This is a genomic window from Schumannella soli, assembly GCF_006517435.1.
Lineage (GTDB): Bacteria > Actinomycetota > Actinomycetes > Actinomycetales > Microbacteriaceae > Schumannella > Schumannella soli.
The window spans coordinates 1,174,999-1,196,554 of record NZ_VHQG01000002.1; the positions used below are offsets into that span (position 1 = coordinate 1,174,999).

The window sequence follows — 21,556 nt, forward strand, 5'->3', positions numbered from 1 at the left end:
ATCAGGCCTGGTCGTCGCCGACCGGCAGCTCGATGTGCGGCGCGGCCTCCGGCTTCGGCAGACGCGCGATCGCGGCCAGCAGCCCGTTGAGGAACCCGGCGGAGTCGTCGGTGCTGTGCACGGTGGCCGACTCCACGGCCTCCGAGATCGCGACCGCGTCGGGCACCTCGGCGTTGTAGAGGATCTCCCACACGCCGACGCGCGCGATCGCGCGGTCGAGCACCGGCATCCGCTCGAGCGTCCAGCCCTGGGCGTTCTCGCCGATCAGGCGGTCGATCGCGGCCTGGTTGTCGGCGACGCCCTCGACGATCTGGCGGGCGTACTCCCACGAGGCGCGACGGTCGGGCTCGTCGAGCGCGCGCGTCGCCTCCTCGCCGAGCAGCTGCCAGATCGGCAGCTCGCGCAGGTCGGCGCCGTAGAGGATGTCGACCGCGCGCTTGCGGGCCTTGCTGCGGGCGCTCACTCGGTGACGCGACCCAGGTAGTCGCCGTTGCGGGTGTCGACCTTGACCTTGGTGCCGGAGTTGAGGAACAGCGGAACCTGGATCTCGTGGCCGGTCTCGAGGGTCGCGGGCTTGGTGCCGGCGCTCGAGCGGTCGCCCTGCAGGCCGGGCTCGGTGTAGGTGACCTCGAGCACGACCGAGGCGGGCAGCTCGATGTAGAGCGGCGAGCCCTCGTTGCTGGCGACCGTGACGGTCTGGTTCTCGAGCATGTAGTTGGCGGCGTCGCCGACCGTGGCGGCCGGGATGGTGATCTGGTCGTAGTCGCTCAGATCCATGAAGACGAAGTCGGCGCCGTCCTTGTACAGGTACTGGAAGTCGCGGCGGTCGATCGTCGAGAAGTCGATCTTGGTGCCGGCGTTGAAGGTGCGGTCGACGACCTTGCCGCTGAGCGCGTTCTTCAGCTTGGTGCGCACGAAGGCGCCGCCCTTGCCCGGCTTGACGTGCTGGAACTCGATCACGCTCCACAGCTGGCCGTCGATGTTGAGGACGCTGCCGTTCTTGATGTCGTTCGTGGTAGCCATGGTGTGGGTTCTCCAGTCGGTTCCGTCGCGGGGCGCCCGTGCGGTGAGCCGGGGAATCGCCCGGACGATCTTACAGTCCAGGCCGCCCGCGCCCTCTCCGGCCGCACTCGGGCCGATCTCCGTCGACGCGGACGGCGCCGATCGCGGGGACGCGCGTCAGGCCGCCGCGCCGATCGCCCGCAGCGCGAGCGTGTAGCTGTCGAAGCCGAACCCGGCGATGACGCCGGTCGCGATGCCGGAGACGACCGAGCGGTGCCGGAACTCCTCGCGCGCGTGCGGATTCGAGATGTGCACCTCGACGAGCTTCTGCCCGGCCTTGGTCACGAGCGCGGCCGCATCCCGCAGCCCGTAGCTGTAGTGCGTGAACGCGGCGGGGTTGAGGATGACGTCGTTCTGCGCATCCACCGCCTCGTGCAGCCAGTGGATGAGCTCGCCCTCGTCGTCGGTCTGGCGCAGGTCGATCTCGACGCCGTCGGCGGCGATTCCGGTCAGCAGCACGCGCAGCGCCGAGAGGTCCTGGTCGCCGTAGACGTCGGGCTCGCGGCTGCCGAGGCGGCCGAGGTTCGGTCCGTTGAGCACGAGCACGCGGGTCATGGGGTCAACCGTAGCGACAGCCGGCTCAGGCCGAGATCTCGGAGTACGCGGCGAAGAGCAGATGCTCCTCAGGCCCGTTGAGCACGGCCGGCTTGCCGATCGCGTCGAGCACGATGAAGCGCAGCATGCCCGCGCGGGCCTTCTTGTCGCGCTGCATCGTCGCGAGCAGCGTCTTCCACCGGCCGAGCGGGTAGGTCGAGGGCAGCGAGAGCAGGTCGAGGATGCGGCGGGTGCGGTCGACCGCCTCGTCGTCGAGACCGCGGGTGAGACGCGACAGCTCGGCGGCGAACACCATGCCGATCGCGACCGCGGCGCCGTGACGCCACTGGTAGCGCTCGGCGTGCTCGATCGCGTGGCCGAGCGTGTGGCCGTAGTTCAGGATCTCCCGCAGCCCCTGCTCGGTGAAGTCCTCGCCGACGACGCGCGCCTTCACGCCGATCGCCAGCTCGACGAGGCGGCGCAGCACGGGCGAGGTCGGGTCGGTCGCGGCGTCGACGTCGGCCTCGATGAGGTCGAGGATCTCGGGCTCGGCGATGAAGCCCGCCTTGACGATCTCGGCGAAGCCGGCGAGCAGCTCGTTGCGCGGCAGGGTGTCGAGCCAGGCGAGGTCGACGATGACCTGCGCCGGCGCGTGGAAGGAGCCGACCAGGTTCTTGCCCTCGGCCGTGTTGATGCCCGTCTTGCCGCCGACCGCCGCATCCACCATGCCGAGGATCGACGTCGGGATCTGCACGACCTTCACGCCGCGCAGCCAGGTCGCGGCGACGAAGCCGGCCAGGTCGGTCGTCGCTCCCCCGCCGAGCCCGATGACGGCGTCGCTGCGGGTGAAGTCGGTCTGGCCCATGACCTGCCAGCAGAAGGCGGCGACCTCGATGCGCTTGGCGGCCTCGGCATCCGGCACCTCGGCGAGGTAGACCTCGAAGCGCTCGGAGAGCTGCGCGCGCAGCGCCTCGGCCTTCGCGCCGAGGGTCGGCGCGTGCACGACGAGCACCTTGCGCACGCCGGCGCCGAGCGCCTCGGGGATGAGGGCGTCGAGGTCGCGGCCGACGACGATGTCGTAGCCGGGGGTGCCGGCGACGGGGATGCGGGTGGCGTCGGTCATGACGGGGTCCTTCCGGTCTGCGCGGCGCCGGTCTCAGTGCGCCACCAGTCGGCGAGCTCGGCCGCCAGGTGGTCGATCGGGCGCGAGGAGGTGTCGATGAGGTGCCGGGCGAGCGCCTCGTAGATCGGGCGCCGCGACTCGGCGATGCGGATCCAGTCGTCGACGCCGCCGCGCACGAGCGGGCGCTTGCCGTTCGCGATGCGGGCCTCGACGGCCTCGGGGGTGGTCCAGAGCAGCACGACGCGCTCGGTCCCGAGCAGGGCGCGGGTCTGCTCGTCGAGCACGGCTCCCCCGCCGAGCGACACGACGCCGCCGGCGGTGATCGCGCCGGCGACGGCATCGCGCTCGAGGGCGCGGAAGTGCGGCTCGCCGTGCGCGTCGAAGATGTCGGCGATCGGCCCGTGCTCGGCGACGACGATCTTGTCGGTGTCGGCGAAGGGACGCCCGATCAGCTTCGCGACGCGCTTGCCGAGGCGGGTCTTGCCCGAGCCCATCGGCCCGATGAGCACCAGATCGGCGCGCGGAGCCGGCTCGGCGGTCATCCCTCGATCGTCGCCGTGCGCAGCGCCTCCGGGATCGCGGCCAGGTAGCCCTCGAGGTTGCGCTTCGTCTCGGCGACCGAGTCGCCGCCGAACTTCTCGAGCACGGCGTCGGCGACCACGAGCGCGACCATCGCCTCGGCGACGACGCCCGCGGCGGGCACGGCGCAGACGTCGGAGCGCTGGTGGTGCGCGGCCGCCGCCTCGCCGGTGCTCACATCCACGGTGCGCAGCGAGTGCGGCACGGTCGCGATCGGCTTCATGCCGGCGCGCACGCGCAGCACGGTGCCGGTCGACATGCCGCCCTCGGTGCCGCCCGCGCGGTCGCTGACGCGCTCGATCGAGTCGTCGCCGACGACGAGCTCGTCGTGGGCGGCCGAACCGCGGCGACGGGTCGTCTCGAAGCCGTCGCCGACCTCGACGCCCTTGATGGCCTGGATGCCCATGAGCGCCCCGGCGAGACGCGCATCGAGGCGGCGGTCGCCGTGCACGTAGCTGCCGAGTCCCGGCGGAACGCCGTAGGCGAGCACCTCGACGACCCCGCCGAGCGTGTCGCCCTCCTTGTGCGCGTCATCCACCTCGGCGACCATGCGCTCGCTCGTCGCGGGGTCGAAGCAGCGCAGCGGATCCGCGTCGAGCGTCGCGACGTCGTCGGGGCGCGGCAGCGGCGAGCCCTCGGGCACGCGCACGGGGCCGATCGCGAGCGTGTGGCTGACCAGGCGGATGCCGAGCTCGCGCAGGAAGGAGCGCGCGACGGCGCCGAGGGCGACGCGCGCGGCTGTCTCGCGGGCGCTCGCCCGCTCGAGCACCGGACGCGCCTCGTCGAAGCCGTACTTCTGCATGCCGACGAGATCGGCGTGTCCCGGACGCGGGCGCGTCAGCGCGGCGCCGCGGCCGGTCTCGAAGACGCTCGGGTCGACCGGCTCGGGGCTCATCACCTGCGTCCACTTGGGCCACTCGGTGTTGCCGATGCGCAGGGCGACGGGGCTGCCCATCGACAGACCGTGACGCACGCCGCCGGAGAGGTTCAGCTCATCCGCCTCGAACTTCATGCGCGCGCCGCGGCCGTAGCCGAGCTTGCGGCGGGCCAGGTCGGCCCGGATGTCGTCGAGCGACACCGGCACCCCGGCCGGGAGCCCCTCGAGGATGGCCAGCAGTTCGGGGCCGTGGGACTCGCCCGCGGTCAACCAGCGCAGCATGCGATCAGAACTCCATCAGTGCGGCAGACGCGTTTTCGCGGGCCCGGCGATCGACGCGCGGGCACGCGGTCGATCCTCCCACAGCCGCGACGGGGCGGCCGACGGGTCACGAGCGGCGCGACGGCGCCTCACCGTGCACGGCCGCGCGCATGGCCGCGAGCACCGCGGCCTCATCGGGGAGCGGGAGCTCGGGATCGCCCGAGCGGAAGATGCGGATCTGACGCACCGCCTGGTGCAGCAGCATCCCGAGTCCATGCACGAGCGCGCCCCCGGACACCTGCCAGCGCGCCGCGAGCGGCGTCGGCCAGGGGTGGTAGACGACGTCGAGCAGCAGCTGATCGGCGCGCAGCGCCGGAACGACCACGGGGATGTCGACGCCGCCGGGGATCGTGCTGACGACGAGGTCGGCGCCGGCGAGGTCGGCCGCGGCGAGCGGGACGACCTCGGCCCCGCCGGCGTCGGCGACCCGCTCCGGCGCACGGGCGGCGAGCAGGACCTCGGCGCCGAACTCGTGCCCGGCCGCGACGGCGCTGCGCGCGGTCGCCCCGCCGCCGAGCACGAGCACGCGACGGGGATCCGCTCCCCCGGCCTCGCGCACCGCATCCACGATGCCGGCGACGTCGGTGTTGAAGACGCGCGGCCCCTCGGGCGTGAACAGCAGCGTGTTCGCCTGGCCGGTCGCCCTGGCCACCGGATCGACGTCGTCGACGAGCTCGATCAGCCGGCGCTTCAGCGGCATCGTCAGCGACAGCCCGAGCCACTCCGGCCCGAGCCCGGCGAGGAAGCCCTCGAGCTCGGCGTCGGTCACCTCGGCGCGGTCGTACTCCCAGTCGAGGCCGAGCACGCCGTACGCGGCACGGTGCAGCGCCGGCGACTGCGAGTGGCCGATCGGGGAGCCCAGCACGGCGAGACGCCGCACCGGATCAGGCACAGTAGGCCTTGTTCTCGTCGCTCTCGCGGCACCAGGCCTGCCACTCCTTCACGGCGGCGTCGTGCTCGGCGATCGTCGTCGAGAAGCGGGTCTCGCCGGTCTTCAGGTTGACGGCGACGAAGTACAGCCACGGGCCTGGCGTGGGATGCAGCGCCGAGTCGATCGCGTCGGCGCCCGGCAGCCCGATCGGCCCGATCGGCAGGCCGTCGTTGGCGTAGGTGTTGTATTTGTTGCTCGCGTCGCCGCGCTCGGCGCCGGTCGTCGTCACGCGGTCGGTGTGTCCGGTGCCGTAGGCGACCGTGGCATCCGACTGCAGACGCATCCCCATCTCGAGACGGTTCTCGAACACACGGGCGATCTTGTGCATGTCCTCCACGCTCGGGCCCGACTCGCGCTGCACGATCGAGGCCAGCGTCACGACCTTGAAGCGGTCGGCCGGCGCGACCCCGGCCTTGTCGAGGCGGGAGTTCATCTCGGCGACCAGCTTCGCGAGCACATCGTGCGCGGTCACGCCGGGATCGAAGGTGTACGTCGCCGGGAACAGGAAGCCCTCGATGCTCGGCGCCTCGGCCGGCACGCCGAGCGCGACGTAGTCTTTCGCGGCGGCCTGGAAGTCGGCGATCGGGATGCCCGTGCCCGCCGACAGCTGCTCGAACGCCGCCTCGGCGCTGAAGCCCTCAGGGATCAGCACGGTGTTCTGCACCCGGTTCTTCGGGTCCTGCAGCGCCGCGAGCGCCGACTTCGCGCTCATCTGCTTCTTCAGCTTGTAGTTGCCGGGCTCGAAGGAGACGTCGGGGCTCTTCAGCAGCAGACGGTAGAAGGCCGTGTAGGTCTTCGTCACGCCCGCCTTGGCGAGGGTCGTCGCGACATCCGATCCGATCTGCCCCGACTGGATGGCGATCGTGACCTCGCCGGTGCCCTCGCCCTCGTAGTCGTTCGATTCGCCGACGCCGAGGATCGCGTTGATGCGGTCGCCGTACTGGTGGTAGACGACCGCGCCGGTGGCGCCGACGCCGGCGATGAAGACCAGGAGCACGACCAGCAGGGCGATGCGGCGACGACGGCGGGTGCGGCGGCGCTGCTGCTCGCGGGCGCTGAGCGGTTCGGCGCCGCGGCGTCCGCGACGCCCGGCGGGTGCGGCCTGCTGCTGCGGGATCTGGCCAGTGCGCGCCTGCTCGGCGGCGGCCGCGACCCCGCTGCGCGGCGCCGGCGCATGCTGTTCGACCTGCTCGACCCGAGCCGTCTCGCTCGCGCCCCCCGGCTGGAAGATCTCGTCCCAGCTGGGCTCGCCCGGAGCGGGGCGGCGCTGGTCGTCGTCGGGCGATCCGGGCTCGTGCGACACGGTCAGCTTCCTTCCGGAGTCACCGGGGTACCCGGCTGTCGGCCCGACGCACGTTCGGCGTCGAGCGCGGTCTGCAGGATGATAACAGCGGCCGCCTGATCGACCACGGGCCGCTGCTTGCGGGCCTTCTTGCCGCTCTCGCGAAGCTGACGCTGGGCGGTGACGGTCGACATCCGCTCGTCGACGAGCACGACGGGGATGCCGCTCTGCCCGTCGGCGGCGGGCACGGCGGCCAGCGCGGTCGCGATCTCGGCCGCCAGCGCGCGGGCGTCGTCGGTCGACGGGGTGTCGGCGCCCGAGAGCGACAGCGGCAGCCCCACGACCACCTCGATCGGCGAGTACTCGTCGACGATCTCCCGCAGGACGAGCACCGTGCGCTCGTCGCGCGGGACGGTCTCGACGGGAGTCGCGATCAGCCCGTCGAGATCGCAGGTGGCCACGCCGACGCGCGCCCGCCCGACGTCGATCCCGAGCCGGCGGCCACGACGCACGCTCAGCCCTCCAGGGCCCGGCGCAGCGCCTCGACCGCGGCCGGGACCGCGGTCACGTCGGTTCCGCCGCCCTGTGCGAGGTCGTCCTTGCCGCCGCCGCCGCCGCCGAGCACGCCCGCGGCCTGCTTGACGAGCGCACCGGCCTTGACGCCGGCATCGCGCGCGGCCGGGTTCGTCGCCACGACGACCGAGGGGCGCTCGCCGACGCGGGCCAGCAGCGCCACGACGGCGGAGTCGCTGCCGAGGCGCTCGCGCACCTGCTGGGCCAGCTGACGCAGCTCGTCGGCCGAGGCCAGCTCGCCGAGATCCTCGATGACGGCGGTGTGCGCGCCGAGCCGCGTCGCGCCCTGCGCGAGCGCGGGCACGCGATCGGCCAGCTTGCTCGCCTCGAAGGCCGCGATCTTCTTCTCGGCCGCCTTGAGGTTGGCCACCAGCTCGGCGATGCGGTCGGGCAGCTGCTCGCGCGGGGTCTTGAGCGACGACGACAGCGCGCCGACGATCGAGCGCTCCACGGCGAGGTCGCGGAAGGCGTCGGCGCCGACCAGCGCCTCGACGCGGCGGTTGGTCGAGCCGATCGACGACTCGCTGACGAGGTTGATCAGCCCGACCTGCGCCGAGCTGGAGACGTGCGTGCCCGCGCAGAGCTCGCGCGACCAGGGGCCGCCGATGTCGACCATGCGCACGGTGTCGCCGTACTTCTCGCCGAACAGCGCCATCGCGCCCGCGGCGCGCGCCTCGTCGAGCGGCAGCACGCGCGTGACGACCTCGAAGTCCTTGCGGATCGCGTCGTTCGCGATCTCCTCGATCTCGCTGCGCGTCTCGGGGCTCAGCGACTGGCTCCACGAGAAGTCGAGGCGCATGTAGCCGGCTTTGTTGAACGAGCCCGCCTGATGCGCCTGCTGCCCGAGCGTCTGGCGCAGGGCCGCGTGGATGAGGTGGGTCGCCGAGTGCGCCTGGGTCGCCCCGCGGCGGTAGTCCGAATCCACGACGCTCGTCGCGGCGTCGCCGACGCCCACCTCGCCCGAGCGCACCTGCACGGTGTGGCTGATCAGCCCCTTGACCGGACGCTGCACGTCGAGCACCTCGAGCTCGAAGCCGCTGCCCACGATCGTGCCGGCGTCAGCCGACTGACCGCCCGACTCGGGGTAGAGCGAGGTCTCGGCGAGGATCACCTCGGCGATCTCGCCCGCGACCGCCTTGTTCACGGCCACGCCGTCGACGAGGAGGCCGAGGATGCTCGTCTCCGTCTCGAGGTAGTCGTAGCCGGTGAAGGTGGTCTCGCCCTGCGCACGGAAGTCGGCGTACACCGACAGGTCGGCGATCGCCTTCTTGCGGTTCTTCGCGTCGGCCTTCGCCCGGTCGCGCTGCTCCTGCATGAGCGTGTCGAACGCGGCGCGGTCGACGCTCAGCCCGGCCTCCTCGGCCATCTCGAGCGTCAGGTCGATCGGGAATCCGAAGCTGTCGTGCAGCAGGAAGGCGGTGTCGCCCTGCAGCACGGCCGAGCCGACCTTCTTCGTGTCCTGCACCGCGACGTCCAGGATGGTCGTCCCGCCGGCGAGCGTGCGCAGGAAGGTCTCCTCCTCGGCGAACGCCATGCCCGAGGTGCGGGCCCAGTCCGCCGCGACATCCGGGTACGCCGGCGCCATCGCGTCGCGCGACGCGGCGAACAGCTCGGGGAAGCTCGCGGTGTCGTAGCCGAGCAGCCGCATCGCGCGGATCGTGCGGCGCATGAGGCGGCGCAGCACATAGCCGCGGCCCTCGTTCGACGGGCTCACGCCATCCGTCATGAGCATGAGCGACGAACGCACGTGGTCGGCGATGACGCGCATGCGCACGTCGTCCTCGTGGTCGGCGCCGTAGCGGCGGCCCGACAGCTGCGAGGCCACGTCGAGCACGGGGCGCACCTGGTCGATCTCGTACATGTTGTCGACGCCCTGCAGCAGGAACGCGACGCGCTCCATGCCCATGCCGGTGTCGATGTTCTTCTTCGGCAGCTCGCCGACGATGTCGAAATCGACCTTCGAGCGCACGTTCTGGATCGCGTACTGCATGAACACGAGGTTCCAGATCTCGACGTAGCGATCGTCATCGGTGACCGGACCGCCGTCGACGCCGTAGGCAGGGCCGCGGTCGAAGAAGATCTCCGAGCAGGGGCCCGCGGGGCCGGGCTGGCCGGTCGACCAGTAGTTGCTGTCCTTGCCGAGGCGCTGGATGCGCTCCTCCGGCAGCCCGGCGACCTTGCGCCAGAGCTGGATCGCCTCGTCGTCGTCCTCGTAGACGGTGACCCAGAGATCCTTCTCCTGGAAGCCGAATCCGCCATCCGCCTGGCTGCTCGTGAGCAGGTCCCAGGCGTAGGTGATGGCGCCCTCCTTGAAGTAGTCGCCGAAGGAGAAGTTGCCGTTCATCTGGAAGAACGTGCCGTGCCGAGGGGTCTTGCCGACCTCCTCGATGTCGTTCGTGCGGATCACCTTCTGCACGCTCGTCGCGCGCGGGTACGGCGCCGGCACGACACCGGTGAGGTACGGGATGAACGGCACCATGCCGGCGACGGTGAACAGCAGCGAGGGGTCGTCGCTGACCAGGGAGGCGGAGGGGATGACGGTGTGGCCGCGCTCTCCGAAGTAGGTGAGCCAGCGGCGTTGGATTTCAGCGGTCTGCACAGGTATTCCCGGTTCGGTGGTGCGGAGTTGGAACGAGTCGGATGCGCGCGAGCGCGACGCTCGGACGACGGAGCTCTAGGTGGCGGAGTGTCAGCTTGTCAGGTCGGGGCGTGGCGTCAGTCGAGGCGCTTCGCGATGTCGGCGATCGCATCCTCGGCGTCGCGGATCGAGTCGCGCAGCTCGGCCTCGCGCGAGCGGTAGCCGTCGACCACGGCGGCGCCGAAGCCGCGCGTCTTCTCGTCGATCTCGTCGAACAGGGCTCGGCCCTGCGGGGTGCGGGAGACGTAGTGGGCGGCGACGAAGCCCGCAGCCACGCCGACGACCAGCCAGAAGGCGCTCTTCATGGGACTCTCCTCAGCTCGCGGGGTACGCCGTGGGGTCACGGCGGATTCGATCGGGCTTCAGCCTATTACGCGCGCCCTGCGCGGGCTCTCGACGCAGCACGCCCGGCGGATGAGCGTCTTCTCATGCGGCGACGCGGTATCCGAGCCGTGGCCCCGATGCGACATGCCTCCCGCCTGACGACGCGGAGACGACGGAGGCCCCCGGATCTCTCCGGGGGCCTTCGTGCTGTCGCTGAGCTGCTGCTTAGCGAGCGGCGTAGTACTCGACCACGAGCTGCACCTCGGCGGTCACGGGGACCTCCGCGCGCTTCGGGCGACGCACGAGGCGCGCCTGCAGCTTGTCGAGCTCGACCTCGAGGTAGCCCGGAACCGGGGGCAGGACCTCGGCGTGACCGCCGGCGGCCGCCACCTGGAAGGGCTCGGTGCCCTCGCTCTTGGGCTTGACGTGGATGAGCTGGCCCGGCTTCACGCGGAACGACGGGCGGTCGACGAGCTGGCCGTCGACCATGATGTGGCGGTGCACGACGAGCTGGCGAGCCTGCGCGGTGGTGCGGGCGAAGCCGGCACGCAGCACGAGGGCGTCGAGGCGCATCTCCAGCAGCTCGACCAGGTTCTCACCGGTCAGGCCCTGGGTGCGGCGCGCCTCGTTGAAGACGATGCGCAGCTGCTTCTCGCGGATGCCGTACTGCTCGCGCAGACGCTGCTTCTCGCGCAGACGGACGGCGTAGTCGCTGTCGGTGCGGCGCTTGGTGCGGCCGTGCTGACCCGGGGCGTAGGGACGCTTCTCGAGGTAGCGGGCGGCCTTCGGGGTCAGCGCGACGCCGAGGGCGCGCGACAGGCGGACCTTGCGGCGGTCCTGGGACTTGGTGGTCACGAAGTGTGTCCTTCTGGTTGTCTCGAACGTTCGGATGTCACGGCCGCTCGCACGCCCGCGGACGCGCGCAACGGAGGATCCGTGCGAAGAGAGGGTGTCGACCACGGCGGTCGCTCGGCTACAGAGCAGATCCGCCTCGACCGGCGATCTCCCACGCAGCCGCACGGGGAGATCAGGTTTCAGGCCTCCGGAAGCTTAGCAGAGCCCGCGTCGGTCGACGACGTGCTCTCGGCATCCATTTCCGCGTCGGCCGAAGCGGACTCGGCCGGCTTCTCGGCGGCCTCGTCAGTCGCCCGCTCGGCGGGCTTCGCCTCCGGCTTCTCGGCGGCCTTCGCCTCCGTCACCTCGGGCGCCTTCTCCGTCGGCTTCTCGCGCGCCGGCATCGGCCGCCCCTCGATCACGGCACGCAGCCGCTCGAGCCGGGGCCCGACCTCGCGCTCGTGCCCGTTCCCGGTCGGCGTGTAGTAGCGGGTGCCGACGAGCTCGTCGGGCAGGTACTGCTGCTCGGCGACGCCGAACGGGGCGTCGTGGGCGTAGCGGTAGCCCTGCCCGTGCCCCAGCCGCTTCGCGCCCGGGTAGTGCGCGTCGCGCAGGTGCTTCGGCACGCGGCCGATGCGGCCCGCCTTCACATCCGCGATCGCCGCGTTGATGCCGTTGTAGGCCGCATTCGACTTCGGCGCCGTCGCGAGGTAGACGACGGCCTCAGCGAGCGGGATGCGCCCCTCGGGCATGCCGATCATCTGCACGGCCTCCGCCGCGGCCACCGCGATCGGCAGCGCCTGCGGGTCGGCCATACCGATGTCCTCCGCTGCGGAGATGATGACCCGACGCGCGATGAAGCGCGGATCCTCCCCCGCCTCGATCATGCGCGCCAGGTAGTGGAGCGCCGCATCCACGTCGCTGCCGCGCACGCTCTTGATGAAGGCGCTGATCACGTCGTAGTGCTCGTCGCCGTTGCGGTCGTAGCGCAGCAGCGCGCGGTCGACGCTCGCGGCGACGATGTCGGCCGTCACGATCGGGGTCTCGCCCTCGGGCGTCTGCGAGGCCGCGGAGCCGGCCGAGGCCTCGAGCGCGGTGAGCGCGCGCCGCGCATCCCCTGACGCCAGGCGGATGAGCGCCGCCCGCGCCTCGGCATCCACCTCGACCGCACCGCGCAGCCCGCGGTCGTCGGCGACGGCGCGATCGATCAGCAGACCCAGATCGTCGTCGTCGAGCTGCTGCAGGGTCAGCAGCAGCGAGCGCGAGAGCAGCGGCGAGATCACCGAGAACGACGGGTTCTCGGTCGTCGCCGCGACGAGCGTCACCCAGCCGTTCTCGACGCCCGGCAGCAGGCCATCCTGCTGGGCCTTGGTGAAACGGTGGATCTCGTCGAGGAAGAGGACGGTCGAGACGCCATACAGATCGCGGTTGGTCTGGGCGTCGACCATGACCTGCCGCACGTCCTTGACGCCGGCCGTGACCGCCGAGAGCTCGACGAAGCGCCGGCCGGAGCTGTGCGCGATCGCCTGCGCCAGCGTCGTCTTGCCGGTGCCCGGAGGACCCCAGAGGATGACCGACACCGCACCCGAGGTGCCGGTCGTGTCGTTCGCCAGATTCACCAGCGGCGAGCCCGGGCGCAGAAGGTGCTGCTGCCCGGCGACTTCATCGAGCGAGGTCGGACGCATCCGCACCGCCAGCGGGGTCGATCCGGCGAAGAGCCCCTGCTGGCTGGCCATGCGCCCACGCTACAGCCGGCGGCCGACACGAGCCGACCCGCGTCGCCGCATCCCGCGAGGCCCCGTCGCGACGCGCTGCGCGAGGTGGCGCAGGGAGGAGGGGCGCGGCTTGGTTAGAGTTCTCGGTGGCCGCGATGACCGCGGCCTCGACGACACGGGAGGTCCGGTGGCACCGAGCAGGAACGAGCGCGATGCGCGCGAGGCGCGCGATCGACTCCGCAGCTACTCGGCCCGGCAGCAGGTGCACGAGGGCCAGCGCAAGCGCCGCTGGCGCGACAACCTGCTCGCGATCGTGGGCGTCGTCGTCGTGGCGGGCCTCGCGGCCGGCACGCAGATCTTCTATTTCACCGCCGGACCCGGTGGCTCGGGCGGCAAGGACAGCGCCAGCCCCTCGCCCTCGGCGTCGCCCAGCGACTCGGCCGAGCAGAACAAGGGCGACGTGCCCGATCCGAGTCTCGCCGAGGGGCGCGACTGGACCGGCACGCTCACGCTCAACGAGATCGCGCTCGGCGTGACCCTCGACGGTGCGAAGGCGCCGCAGGCGGTCAGCTCGATCATCCAGGACGTGAAGAAGAGCTACTACCCGGGCAAGACCTGCCACCGCCTGACCGATTCGACCGACTTCGGCGTGCTGCAGTGCGGCTCGCTCACCGGCGACGGCAGCGGCGATCCCGACTTCCAGTACGGACCGGTCGAGAACGCGCCCGAGGACGGCGTGTACCCGGCGGGCACCATCGCGATGGCGCGCGCCAGCTCGCAGTACTCGATGGACCACCAGTTCTTCGTCGTCTACAAGGACACCAAGCTGCCCACCGACGGCGGCGGCTACACCGTGGTCGGCAAGGTCACGAGCGGCCTCGACAAGCTGAAGAGCGAGATCGTCGACAAGGGCATCACCGGCGGCTCGTCGGATGGCGCACCCACCGTCGCGACGAAGATCACGGCCTTCAGCCTGAAGTGATCGCGCGGTCGTCGCCGCGACCGCGCGCCACGACGATGACGCCCGCTCCGAACTCGGGGTGAGCCGCAGGCGAGGGTGCCCTAGGCTGGACGGCGCCGGTGCGCCTCCGCCCGGGATGACGACGAAGTGGGATCGAACGTGAGCGACCAGAGCACGCCCTGGGGACGTGTCGACGACGACGGCACCGTGTACGTGCGGGAGGGCGACGCCGAACGGGCCGTCGGTCAGTACCCCGACGCGACGCCCGAGGAGGCGCTCGCGTACTTCACCCGCAAGTTCGTCGAGCTCGAGGGCCAGGTGACGCTGCTCGAGCAGCGCATCCTCAAGGGCGCCCCCGCCGGCGACGTCGCGAAGGCGCTCAAGCACCTCGGCGAGTCCGTCGCCGAGCCGAACGCCGTCGGCGACCTCGCGTCGCTGCGCGCCCGCGTCGAGAAGCTCGGCGGCACCGTCGGCGAGCTGACCGAGAAGCAGAGCGAAGAGGCCCGCGAGGCCGTGCAGCAGGGGCTCGCCGAGCGCGAGACCATCGTCGTCGCCGCCGAGAAGCTCGCCGCGCAGGATCCGGCGCGCGTGCAGTGGAAGCAGGCGAGCGCCGAGCTCGACAGCCTGTTCCAGCAGTGGCAGCGCCACCAGCAGGACGGCCCCCGCCTTCCCAAGGGCGAGAGCAATGAGCTGTGGAAGCGCTTCCGCGCCGCGCGCAGCACGATCGAGACCCACCGCAAGGCGTTCTTCGCCGAGCTGGACAGCGCCCACAAGGACGCCCGCACGCGCAAGCAGTCGCTCGTCGAGAAGGCCGAGTCGCTCGCGTCGCGCGGCGCCGCCGGCATCCCCGACTACCGCAACCTGCTCGACGACTGGAAGCGCGCCGGTCGCGCCGGCAAGAAGGCCGACGACGCGCTCTGGGCGCGGTTCAAGGCCGCGGGCGACGTGCTCTACCAGGCGAAGGCCGAGGTCGACGCCGTCGAGGACGAGGAGTTCCGCGGCAACCTCGATCTCAAGCTCGAGCTGCTCACCGAGGCGGAGAAGATCCTCGAGGTCGACGACCGCGTCAAGGCCAAGGAGCTCCTGCTCGGCGTGCAGCGCCGCTGGGATGCCATCGGCAAGGTGCCGCGCGACAGCATCCGGACGGTCGAAGACCGTCTGCGCAAGGTCGAGACGCACGTGCGCAAGCTCGACGAAGACCACTGGAACCGCAGCGACCCCGAGAAGCAGGCGCGCTCCGAGGGCTTCGCCGCTCTGCTCGGCGCCGCGATCGACAAGCTCGAGAGCGACATCGCCGACGCCAAGAAGCGCGGCGACGCGAAGAAGCAGGCCGCGCTCGAGGAGGAGCTCGCCTCACGCCGCGCCCTGCTCGGCGCCGTCAAGAACTGATCGCGCCGGCGTCGCGCCCGCGGGTGCGCGCCGTCGCTCTCCACAGCCCCGGTCTGTCCACAGATCGGGGCTGCGGCGTCTCCGGGCCGGCGATCGCGCGGAGGATCGAGGCATGCCTCTCCCCCGCGTGCTGTTCCCCGCTCCCGCCCGATCGGGAGCGGTCGCCCGCCGCCCCGGGGACGGCGCGGACGGCTCGGGCGGCGGAGCGCGCGGCGTCGACGACGCGATGGATCTCCCGGAGGCGGAGCTGCGTGCCGCAGGACTCGACGGAGAGCTCTTCGCGCTCGGCGACGGCTACTGTCCGAGCGACGTGCTCGTCGGGCCCGCCGAGCGGCTGCGCTCGATCCTGCAGACGCGGTCCCGCCGCCTCGCCGCCGAGGGCATGACCGCGGCGTGGGTCTGGGGCGCGCTGCCGATGCCGCCGTCCGTCGTGCGTCTCTGCTGCGCGCTCGGCAGCCGCGCCGAGGGCTCCGGCGCCGGCGTCGAGGTGCGCGAGCTGACGCTGCGCGACGACGAACTGCGGCGACTCGATGGCCTCGGCATCACCTCACCGCTGCGCACGCTGGTCGACATCGCCCGCGATCCGCGCGAGATCGAGCGGGGCGACGTCGCGCTCCGGGCGCTGCTCGACCGCGCCGACGTCAGCGTCGACGCCGCGCTGGCCCGGCTCGACCACGGGCGCGGGCTGCCGGGGCGGCGACGCGCGACTGAGCGGCTGCGCCGACTCGAGCTCGCCGACACGAGCGCGGGTGCGGCCGGTGACCGGCGATTCAGCCGCTGTTGACGCGGTAGACGTCGTAGACGGCGTCGATGCGGCGCACGGCGTTGAGCAGACGATCGAGGTGCACCGTATCGCCCATCTCGAAGACGAAACGGCTGATCGCGAGGCGGTCACTCGAGGTCGACACCGACGCCGAGAGGATGTTGACGTGATGCTCGGAGAGCACCCGCGTCACATCCGACAGCAGACCCGAGCGGTCGAGCGCCTCGACCTGGATGTGCACGAGGAACAGGCTGCGCGAGGTCGGCGCCCACTCCACGTCGATCATCCGGTCGGGCTCGGCGGTGAGCGTCTTCACGTTCGGGCAGTCGTCGCGATGCACGCTCACGCCGGCGCCGCGGGTGACGAAGCCGACGATGACATCGCCCGGAACCGGGGTGCAGCACTTGGCGAGCTTGACGAGGATGTCGGGCGCCCCGCGTACGAGCACGCCGGAATCGCTCGTGCGCAGCTGTCGGCCACGGGCCCGGCTCGGCACCGAGACCTCGTGCTCCTCGACCTCGCCCTCGCCCTGCACGAGCGCGACGACCTTCTCGATCACCGACTGCGTCGAGACGTGACCCTCGCCGACCGCGGCGTAGAGCGCATCCACGCCCTCGTAGCGCAGGCTGTGCGCCACCTCGCCGACCGAGTCCTGGTTCATCAGCTTCTGCAGCGGCAGGTTCTGCTTGCGCATCGCGCGCGCGATCGCGTCGCGACCCTGCTCGATCGCCTCCTCGCGGCGCTCCTTCGTGAACCAGCCGCGGATCTTGTTGCGCGCGCGGGGGCTCTTGACGAAGTTGAGCCAGTCCTTGCTCGGCGCCGCGTCGGGGTTCTTCGAGGTGAACACCTCGACCGAGTCGCCCGAGTTCAGCGTCGACTCCAGCGGCACCAGACGCCCGTTGACCTTGGCGCCCATCGTGCGGTGGCCGACCTCGGTGTGCACGGCGTAGGCGAAGTCGACCGGCGTCGCCCCAGCCGGCAGGCCGATGACCTTGCCCTGCGGCGTGAAGACGTAGACCTCCTTCGCCCCGATCTCGAAGCGGAGGTTGTCGAGGAACTCGCCGGGGTCGGCCGTCTCGGCCTCCCAGTCGCTGATGTGCGCGAGCCAGGCCATCTCGGTGCCGGCCTGCTTCACGTCCGCGGTGCGACCGGCCATCCGCTCCTTGTAGGCCCAGTGCGCGGCGACGCCGAACTCGGCCCGCTGGTGCATCTCGTGCGTGCGGATCTGGATCTCGACCGCGCGGCCCTTCGGCCCGACCACGGTCGTGTGCAGCGACTGGTACAGGTTGAACTTCGGTGTCGCGATGTAGTCCTTGAAGCGGCCCGGGATCGGGTTCCACCGCGCGTGGATCGCGCCGAGCACGGCATAGCAGTCGCGGATGTTGTTGACGAGCACCCGGATGCCGACGAGGTCGTAGATCTCGTCGAACTCGCGACCGCGCACGACCATCTTCTGGTAGATCGAGTAGTACTGCTTCGGGCGCCCGACGACCTGGCCCTTGATCTTCTGCGACTTCAGGTCGTCGGCGACCGAGTCGATGACCTGCTGCACGAACTCCTCGCGCTCCGGCGTGCGGTCGCGCACGAGGCTCTCGATCTCGACGTAGAGCTTCGGGTAGAGCACCGCGAAGCTCAGGTCCTCGAGCTCCCACTTGATCGTCTGGATGCCGAGACGGTGCGCGAGCGGCGCATAGATCTCGATGGTCTCCTGCGCCTTGCGCCGGGCGGACTCCGCCGGCACGAAGCCCCAGGTGCGGGCGTTGTGCAGGCGGTCGGCGAGCTTGATGATCAGCACGCGGATGTCCTTCGACATCGCCACGACCATCTTGCGCACGGTCTCCGCCTGCGCGCTGTCGCCGTACTTCAGCTTGTCGAGCTTGGTGACGCCATCGACGAGCATCGCGACCTCGTCGCCGAAGTCGGCGCGCAGATCGTCGAGCGTGTAGTCGGTGTCCTCGACGGTGTCGTGCAGCAGTGCCGCCGCGATCGTCTTCGTGCCGATCCCGAGGTCGGCGAGGATCTGCGCGACCGCGACCGGATGCGTGATGTACGGCTCACCCGATCGGCGGATCTGACCGTTGTGCGCCTTGCGGGCGGTGACGTAGGCGCGGTCGATGAAGCCGAGGTCCGCCTTCGGATGATGCTGACGCACCGTCTTCAGCAGGCGGTCCACTGCGCCCGCCGGCTGAGCCCGAGAGAACAGCCGCGGCAGGATCGTCCGCAGCGTGGCGGTGCTCGACGGAGACGGCTGGGTCTCGGTCATGCGCGCGCCTCCATCCGAGGATGATACGCGCGCATGACCGGCTTCACGGGATGGCGCCGATCAGGCCGGGACGACGTCGGTCGAGCGCGCACGCTGCTGCAGGATGCGCTTCTCGGCCTTGGCGAGCTCCGGCTCGCCCTGGCGGAACAGCGCGTACAGCGGCGTCGCGATGAACGGCGTGGAATAGGTGCCGATGATCGTTCCGACGAGCAGTGCGAGCGAGATGTCGCGCAGCGTGTCGGCGCCGAGCACGAAGGCTCCGATGAACAGGATCGCGGCCACCGGGAGGGCGGCGACGACACCGGTGTTGATCGAGCGCACGAGCGTCTGGTTCGCAGCGAGGTTGATCGTCTCGCTGAACGTGCGCGTCGAGTCGGGGCCCCACTCGGTGGTGTTCTCGCGCACCTTGTCGAACACCACGACGGTGTCGTACAGCGAGAAGCCGAGGATGGTGAGGAAGCCGATGATCGCGGCCGGCGTGATCTCGAATCCGGTCGCCGCGTAGACGCCGATCGTGATCACGAGGTCGTGCAGCAGCGCGAGCATGGCGGCGGCCGACATCTTCCAGGTGCGGAAGTACAGCGCCATCACGACAGCCGCGAGCAGCAGGAAGACGCCGAGGCCGCGCAGGGCGTTGCCCGTGACATCCGCACCCCAGGTCGCGCCGATGAACGAGGCCGTGACGTCCTTCTCGGCGACGTCGAACTCCTTCGCGAGGGCGGCGCGCACCTCCTGCGTCTGCTCGTCCTTCAGCTGCGTGGTCTGCACGCGCAGGCCGTTCTCACCGAGGGTCGACGAGCGCGGCACCGCGTTCGGCACGATCTCGGTCACGGTGTCCTCACCGCGCTTCTGCAGCGCGGTCGAGCTGCCCGGGTTCGGGATGTCGCTCACGAGGAACTGCGACCCGCCGCGGAACTCGATGCCGAAGTTGAACCCGGCGCCGAAGTTGCCGCCACCGCGGATGAAGGGGACGAGGATCGCGATGACCATCAGCGCGATGGCGATCGTGAACCAGATGCGGCGCTTGCCGACGAAGGGGACCGAGCGGGCGCCGGTGTAGAGGTCGTTTCCGAACTTCTGCATGCTGGCCATCAGGAGTCCTTGCCCTTCTCGGCACGGTCGGAGGAGCCGGACTTCGCGTCGGCGAGCTCAGCCGCCTTGCGTTCGGCGATCGTCTGTCGTCGCTGCGCCTCACGGCTCGCGCCGCCCTTGCGGGCCTCCGTCGAGACGCGGAACTGCGCACGGCCGCGATACACGGCGCCGAGTGCGTTCGGGTCGAGACCCGAGAGCGGATGGCCGCTGGAGAAGAAGCGCGTCTTGGCGAGCAGCTGCAGCACCGGATGGGTGAACAGCAGCACGACCAGGACGTCGATGATCGTCGTGATGCCGAGGGTGAGCGCGAAGCCGCGCACGTTGCCGACGGCGAGGATGTAGAGCACCACGGCCGACAGCAGGTTGACGCCCTTGGCGGCCACGATCGTGCGCAGAGCTCGACCCCAGCCGGCTTCGACCGCGCCGACGAGACCTCGCCCGTCGCGCAGCTCATCCCTGATTCTCTCGAAGTAGACGATGAACGAGTCCGCTGTCAGACCGATCGAGATGATCAGACCCGCGACGCCCGCGAGCGACAGGCGGTAGCCCGAGTGCCACGAGGCGACCTGGATGACGCCGTAGGTGATCGCGGCCGTCACGACGAGCGAGGCGATCGTGACGAAGCCGAGCAGGCGGTACTGGAACAGCGAGTAGATGACGACCAGGATCAGGCCGATCAGGCCGGCGATCAGGCCGCTCTGCAGCTGGCTGGTTCCGAGGGTGGCCGAGACGGTGTCGCGGCTCTGCACCTGGAAGCTCACCGGCAGTGCGCCGTACTTGAGCTGGTCGGCCAGCGCCTGCGCGCTCTCCTGCGTGAAGCTGCCGGTGATCTGCGGCTGGTCGGTCACGCCCTGAACGGCCGGGTCGGTGATGACGAGTCCGTCGAGCACGGCGCCGAACTGATTGCGCGGGCTGTCGAGCGCGATGAGGCGGGTGCCCATCTTCTTGATCGCGTCGCCGCCGGCACTGTTGAAGCGCAGGCTGACGGCCCAGGTGTTGGTGCTGACGCCCTGCGAGCCCTGGATGGTGCCGGCGCTCGCGTCGGTGATGTCGGCGCCGTCGACCTCGACCGGCCCGAGGATGTACTTCTTCGTGCCGGTGTCATCGCAGGTGACGAGCGGCTTCTTCGGGTCGGCGACGTTCGCGCCCGACTTCTCGACGTCGGCGCACTGGAAGTCGTCGTACTGCTTCTGCAGCGCCGGCGTGACCCAGTTGGTGTCGCTCGCGTTGGACGGCTTCACGCTCGGCGTGGACGACAGGCTCGGGTCGTCGCTCGGCGAGGCGGAGGGGTCGGTCGACGCGGCGGCCGTCGGCGCGCCGGTCAGCAGCACCGGGCGGAACTCGAGCTTCGACGACGACTGGATGCGCTGCAGCGTCGCCTGGTCGGGCGTGCCGGGGATCGAGACCACGATGTTCTGGTTGCCCAGGGTCGAGATCTCCGCCTCGGAGGAACCGGTGGCGTCCACGCGCTGACGGATGATCGACACGGCCTGCTGCAGCTGCTCGGCCGTGGCCTGCTTACCGCCCGGCACGACCGGCGACAGGATGATCTCCGTGCCGCCGTCGAGGTCGATCGCGAGCTTCGGCGTCGTGCCCCACTTGCCCCAGATCATCCCCGCGGTCTGAAGACCGGCGAGGACGACGAGGATGAGGATCAGCCAGGTCAGGGCTCTCCACGCCTTGCGCGTGGGGGTGGTTCTGGTCGCCACGAAGGGTTCGCTCTCCATCCGGAGCCGATGGCGTGACTGCCCCCGGCCCCATCTACGCCGCCCGGCTCATCCCGGGCGACGGTTCACCACATTAGTGGCTACTCCGAGTCCTTCTTGTCGGACGCGGTGCGCTCGCCGAACTCGGCCTTCTCGCTGATCGGCTGCACGCTCGACTCGTTGAGGCTCGGACCGGCCTTCTCCTCGACCTCCGGCTCGGTGGCCTCGGGCTCGACGACCTTGAGCAGGGTCTGCTTGTGGATGCGCAGGGTCTGGCCGGGCGCGGTCTCGATGACGGCCTCGTTCTTGTCGTCGTCGACCGAGATCAGGGTGCCGTAGATGCCGGTCGAGGTCATGATCTCGACGCCGGGCACCATCTTCTCCTTGAGCTCCGTCTGCTCCTTCTGGCGCTTCTTGCTGTTGCGCCAGCTGAGGAAGATGAAGACGACGAGGACGGCGCCGAGGGCGACGTAGAGGAGAGTCTGGTCCATGGTGGTGTGGGGGCCTTCCGGGGGTCTCGGCGGAACTCGCCGATCAAGAGGTGCCGCGATGCGGCGGCGGCGCCCTAGCCGAGCGGCCCGGGCGATTC

General features: G+C 70.9%; 20 protein-coding genes. 3 read left to right on the plus strand and 17 right to left on the minus strand.

All coding sequences use genetic code 11. The annotated features are described in order from the left end of the window. Position 1: 1 nt before the first annotated feature. The 13 genes from nusB to FJ657_RS11205 form a co-directional block, all read right to left on the minus strand. Positions 2-463 (minus strand): transcription antitermination factor NusB, encoded by a 462-nt coding sequence (gene nusB, locus FJ657_RS11145; RefSeq protein WP_141163688.1) that lies wholly within the window; start codon positions 461-463, stop codon positions 2-4. After that, complete coding sequence (gene efp, locus FJ657_RS11150) at positions 460-1,023, minus strand: elongation factor P (RefSeq protein ID WP_141163689.1); 564 nt, start codon at positions 1,021-1,023, stop codon at positions 460-462. Before efp ends, nusB begins: the two co-directional genes overlap by 4 nt. Positions 1,024-1,179: 156 nt before the next feature. Further along, on the minus strand, positions 1,180-1,617 hold the full coding sequence (locus FJ657_RS11155) for a type II 3-dehydroquinate dehydratase (RefSeq protein WP_141163690.1): 438 nt from the start codon (positions 1,615-1,617) through the stop codon (positions 1,180-1,182). A 25-nt stretch (positions 1,618-1,642) separates the two neighbouring features. Beyond that, entirely contained in the window at positions 1,643-2,719 is a 1,077-nt protein-coding gene (aroB, locus tag FJ657_RS11160; RefSeq protein ID WP_141163691.1) for a 3-dehydroquinate synthase, read from the minus strand. Beyond that, positions 2,716-3,261: a shikimate kinase gene (locus tag FJ657_RS11165; RefSeq protein ID WP_141163692.1), complete on the minus strand. Its 546-nt coding sequence runs from the start codon at positions 3,259-3,261 to the stop codon at positions 2,716-2,718. Before FJ657_RS11165 ends, aroB begins: the two co-directional genes overlap by 4 nt. After that, a complete protein-coding gene (aroC, locus tag FJ657_RS11170) occupies positions 3,258-4,457 on the minus strand; it encodes a chorismate synthase (protein ID WP_141163693.1) in 1,200 nt (399 codons plus the stop codon). Before aroC ends, FJ657_RS11165 begins: the two co-directional genes overlap by 4 nt. Before the next feature lie 106 nt (positions 4,458-4,563). Then, positions 4,564-5,388 carry a shikimate dehydrogenase gene (locus FJ657_RS11175; RefSeq protein WP_141163694.1) on the minus strand — a complete coding sequence of 275 codons (825 nt, stop codon included), beginning with the start codon at positions 5,386-5,388 and terminating at the stop codon, positions 4,564-4,566. After that, complete coding sequence (gene mltG / locus FJ657_RS11180) at positions 5,381-6,730, minus strand: endolytic transglycosylase MltG (RefSeq protein WP_255447268.1); 1,350 nt, start codon at positions 6,728-6,730, stop codon at positions 5,381-5,383. Before mltG ends, FJ657_RS11175 begins: the two co-directional genes overlap by 8 nt. Positions 6,731-6,732: 2 nt before the next feature. Beyond that, entirely contained in the window at positions 6,733-7,227 is a 495-nt protein-coding gene (gene ruvX, locus FJ657_RS11185; protein WP_141164005.1) for a Holliday junction resolvase RuvX, read from the minus strand. After that, complete coding sequence (gene alaS, locus FJ657_RS11190; protein ID WP_141163695.1) at positions 7,224-9,881, minus strand: alanine--tRNA ligase; 2,658 nt, start codon at positions 9,879-9,881, stop codon at positions 7,224-7,226. Before alaS ends, ruvX begins: the two co-directional genes overlap by 4 nt. 116 nt (positions 9,882-9,997) lie before the next feature. Then, positions 9,998-10,225 carry a hypothetical protein gene (locus FJ657_RS11195; RefSeq protein ID WP_141163696.1) on the minus strand — a complete coding sequence of 76 codons (228 nt, stop codon included), beginning with the start codon at positions 10,223-10,225 and terminating at the stop codon, positions 9,998-10,000. A 244-nt stretch (positions 10,226-10,469) separates the two neighbouring features. Further along, positions 10,470-11,099 carry a 30S ribosomal protein S4 gene (gene rpsD, locus FJ657_RS11200; protein ID WP_141145829.1) on the minus strand — a complete coding sequence of 210 codons (630 nt, stop codon included), beginning with the start codon at positions 11,097-11,099 and terminating at the stop codon, positions 10,470-10,472. A 179-nt stretch (positions 11,100-11,278) separates the two neighbouring features. Beyond that, positions 11,279-12,814 carry a replication-associated recombination protein A gene (locus FJ657_RS11205; RefSeq protein WP_439653940.1) on the minus strand — a complete coding sequence of 512 codons (1,536 nt, stop codon included), beginning with the start codon at positions 12,812-12,814 and terminating at the stop codon, positions 11,279-11,281. Positions 12,815-12,980: 166 nt separating this feature from the next. Here FJ657_RS11205 and FJ657_RS11210 point away from each other — a divergent pair, with 166 nt between their 5' ends. The 3 genes from FJ657_RS11210 (at position 12,981) to FJ657_RS11220 (ending at position 15,927) form a co-directional block, all read left to right on the plus strand. Further along, positions 12,981-13,775 carry a peptidylprolyl isomerase gene (locus FJ657_RS11210; RefSeq protein ID WP_141163697.1) on the plus strand — a complete coding sequence of 265 codons (795 nt, stop codon included), beginning with the start codon at positions 12,981-12,983 and terminating at the stop codon, positions 13,773-13,775. 138 nt (positions 13,776-13,913) lie between these two features. Beyond that, complete coding sequence (locus FJ657_RS11215) at positions 13,914-15,143, plus strand: DUF349 domain-containing protein (protein ID WP_255447269.1); 1,230 nt, start codon at positions 13,914-13,916, stop codon at positions 15,141-15,143. Positions 15,144-15,255: 112 nt separating this feature from the next. Further along, positions 15,256-15,927 carry a hypothetical protein gene (locus FJ657_RS11220; protein WP_141163698.1) on the plus strand — a complete coding sequence of 224 codons (672 nt, stop codon included), beginning with the start codon at positions 15,256-15,258 and terminating at the stop codon, positions 15,925-15,927. Here FJ657_RS11220 and FJ657_RS11225 read toward each other — a convergent pair. The 4 genes from FJ657_RS11225 to yajC all read right to left on the minus strand — a co-directional run bounded on the left by FJ657_RS11225 (position 15,914) and on the right by yajC (position 21,458). Next, positions 15,914-18,169 (minus strand): RelA/SpoT family protein, encoded by a 2,256-nt coding sequence (locus FJ657_RS11225; RefSeq protein WP_141163699.1) that lies wholly within the window; start codon positions 18,167-18,169, stop codon positions 15,914-15,916. The genes FJ657_RS11220 and FJ657_RS11225 overlap by 14 nt on opposite strands. Positions 18,170-18,229: 60 nt before the next feature. Continuing rightward, positions 18,230-19,261 carry a protein translocase subunit SecF gene (secF, locus tag FJ657_RS11230; RefSeq protein ID WP_141163700.1) on the minus strand — a complete coding sequence of 344 codons (1,032 nt, stop codon included), beginning with the start codon at positions 19,259-19,261 and terminating at the stop codon, positions 18,230-18,232. Further along, on the minus strand, positions 19,261-20,970 hold the full coding sequence (gene secD, locus FJ657_RS11235) for a protein translocase subunit SecD (RefSeq protein WP_255447270.1): 1,710 nt from the start codon (positions 20,968-20,970) through the stop codon (positions 19,261-19,263). The genes secF and secD overlap by 1 nt, the downstream gene beginning before the upstream one ends. 98 nt (positions 20,971-21,068) lie before the next feature. After that, positions 21,069-21,458, minus strand: a complete 390-nt coding sequence (gene yajC / locus FJ657_RS11240) for a preprotein translocase subunit YajC (RefSeq protein WP_141163702.1) — start codon at positions 21,456-21,458, stop codon at positions 21,069-21,071. Positions 21,459-21,556: the final 98 nt, after the last annotated feature.

Bases quoted from the DNA above. Each gene is read 5' to 3' on its own strand.
- aroC (WP_141163693.1), bottom strand. From the start codon at position 4,457: ATGCTGCGCTGGTTGACCGCGGGCGAGTCCCACGGCCCCGAACTGCTG.
- FJ657_RS11225 (WP_141163699.1), bottom strand. From the start codon at position 18,169: ATGACCGAGACCCAGCCGTCTCCGTCGAGCACCGCCACGCTGCGGACG.
- FJ657_RS11195 (WP_141163696.1), bottom strand. From the start codon at position 10,225: ATGAAGAGCGCCTTCTGGCTGGTCGTCGGCGTGGCTGCGGGCTTCGTC.
- FJ657_RS11205 (WP_439653940.1), bottom strand. From the start codon at position 12,814: ATGGCCAGCCAGCAGGGGCTCTTCGCCGGATCGACCCCGCTGGCGGTG.
- FJ657_RS11165 (WP_141163692.1), bottom strand. From the start codon at position 3,261: ATGACCGCCGAGCCGGCTCCGCGCGCCGATCTGGTGCTCATCGGGCCG.
- secF (WP_141163700.1), bottom strand. From the start codon at position 19,261: ATGGCCAGCATGCAGAAGTTCGGAAACGACCTCTACACCGGCGCCCGC.
- efp (WP_141163689.1), bottom strand. From the start codon at position 1,023: ATGGCTACCACGAACGACATCAAGAACGGCAGCGTCCTCAACATCGAC.
- FJ657_RS11220 (WP_141163698.1), top strand. From the start codon at position 15,256: ATGCCTCTCCCCCGCGTGCTGTTCCCCGCTCCCGCCCGATCGGGAGCG.
- yajC (WP_141163702.1), bottom strand. From the start codon at position 21,458: ATGGACCAGACTCTCCTCTACGTCGCCCTCGGCGCCGTCCTCGTCGTC.
- aroB (WP_141163691.1), bottom strand. From the start codon at position 2,719: ATGACCGACGCCACCCGCATCCCCGTCGCCGGCACCCCCGGCTACGAC.
- FJ657_RS11155 (WP_141163690.1), bottom strand. From the start codon at position 1,617: ATGACCCGCGTGCTCGTGCTCAACGGACCGAACCTCGGCCGCCTCGGC.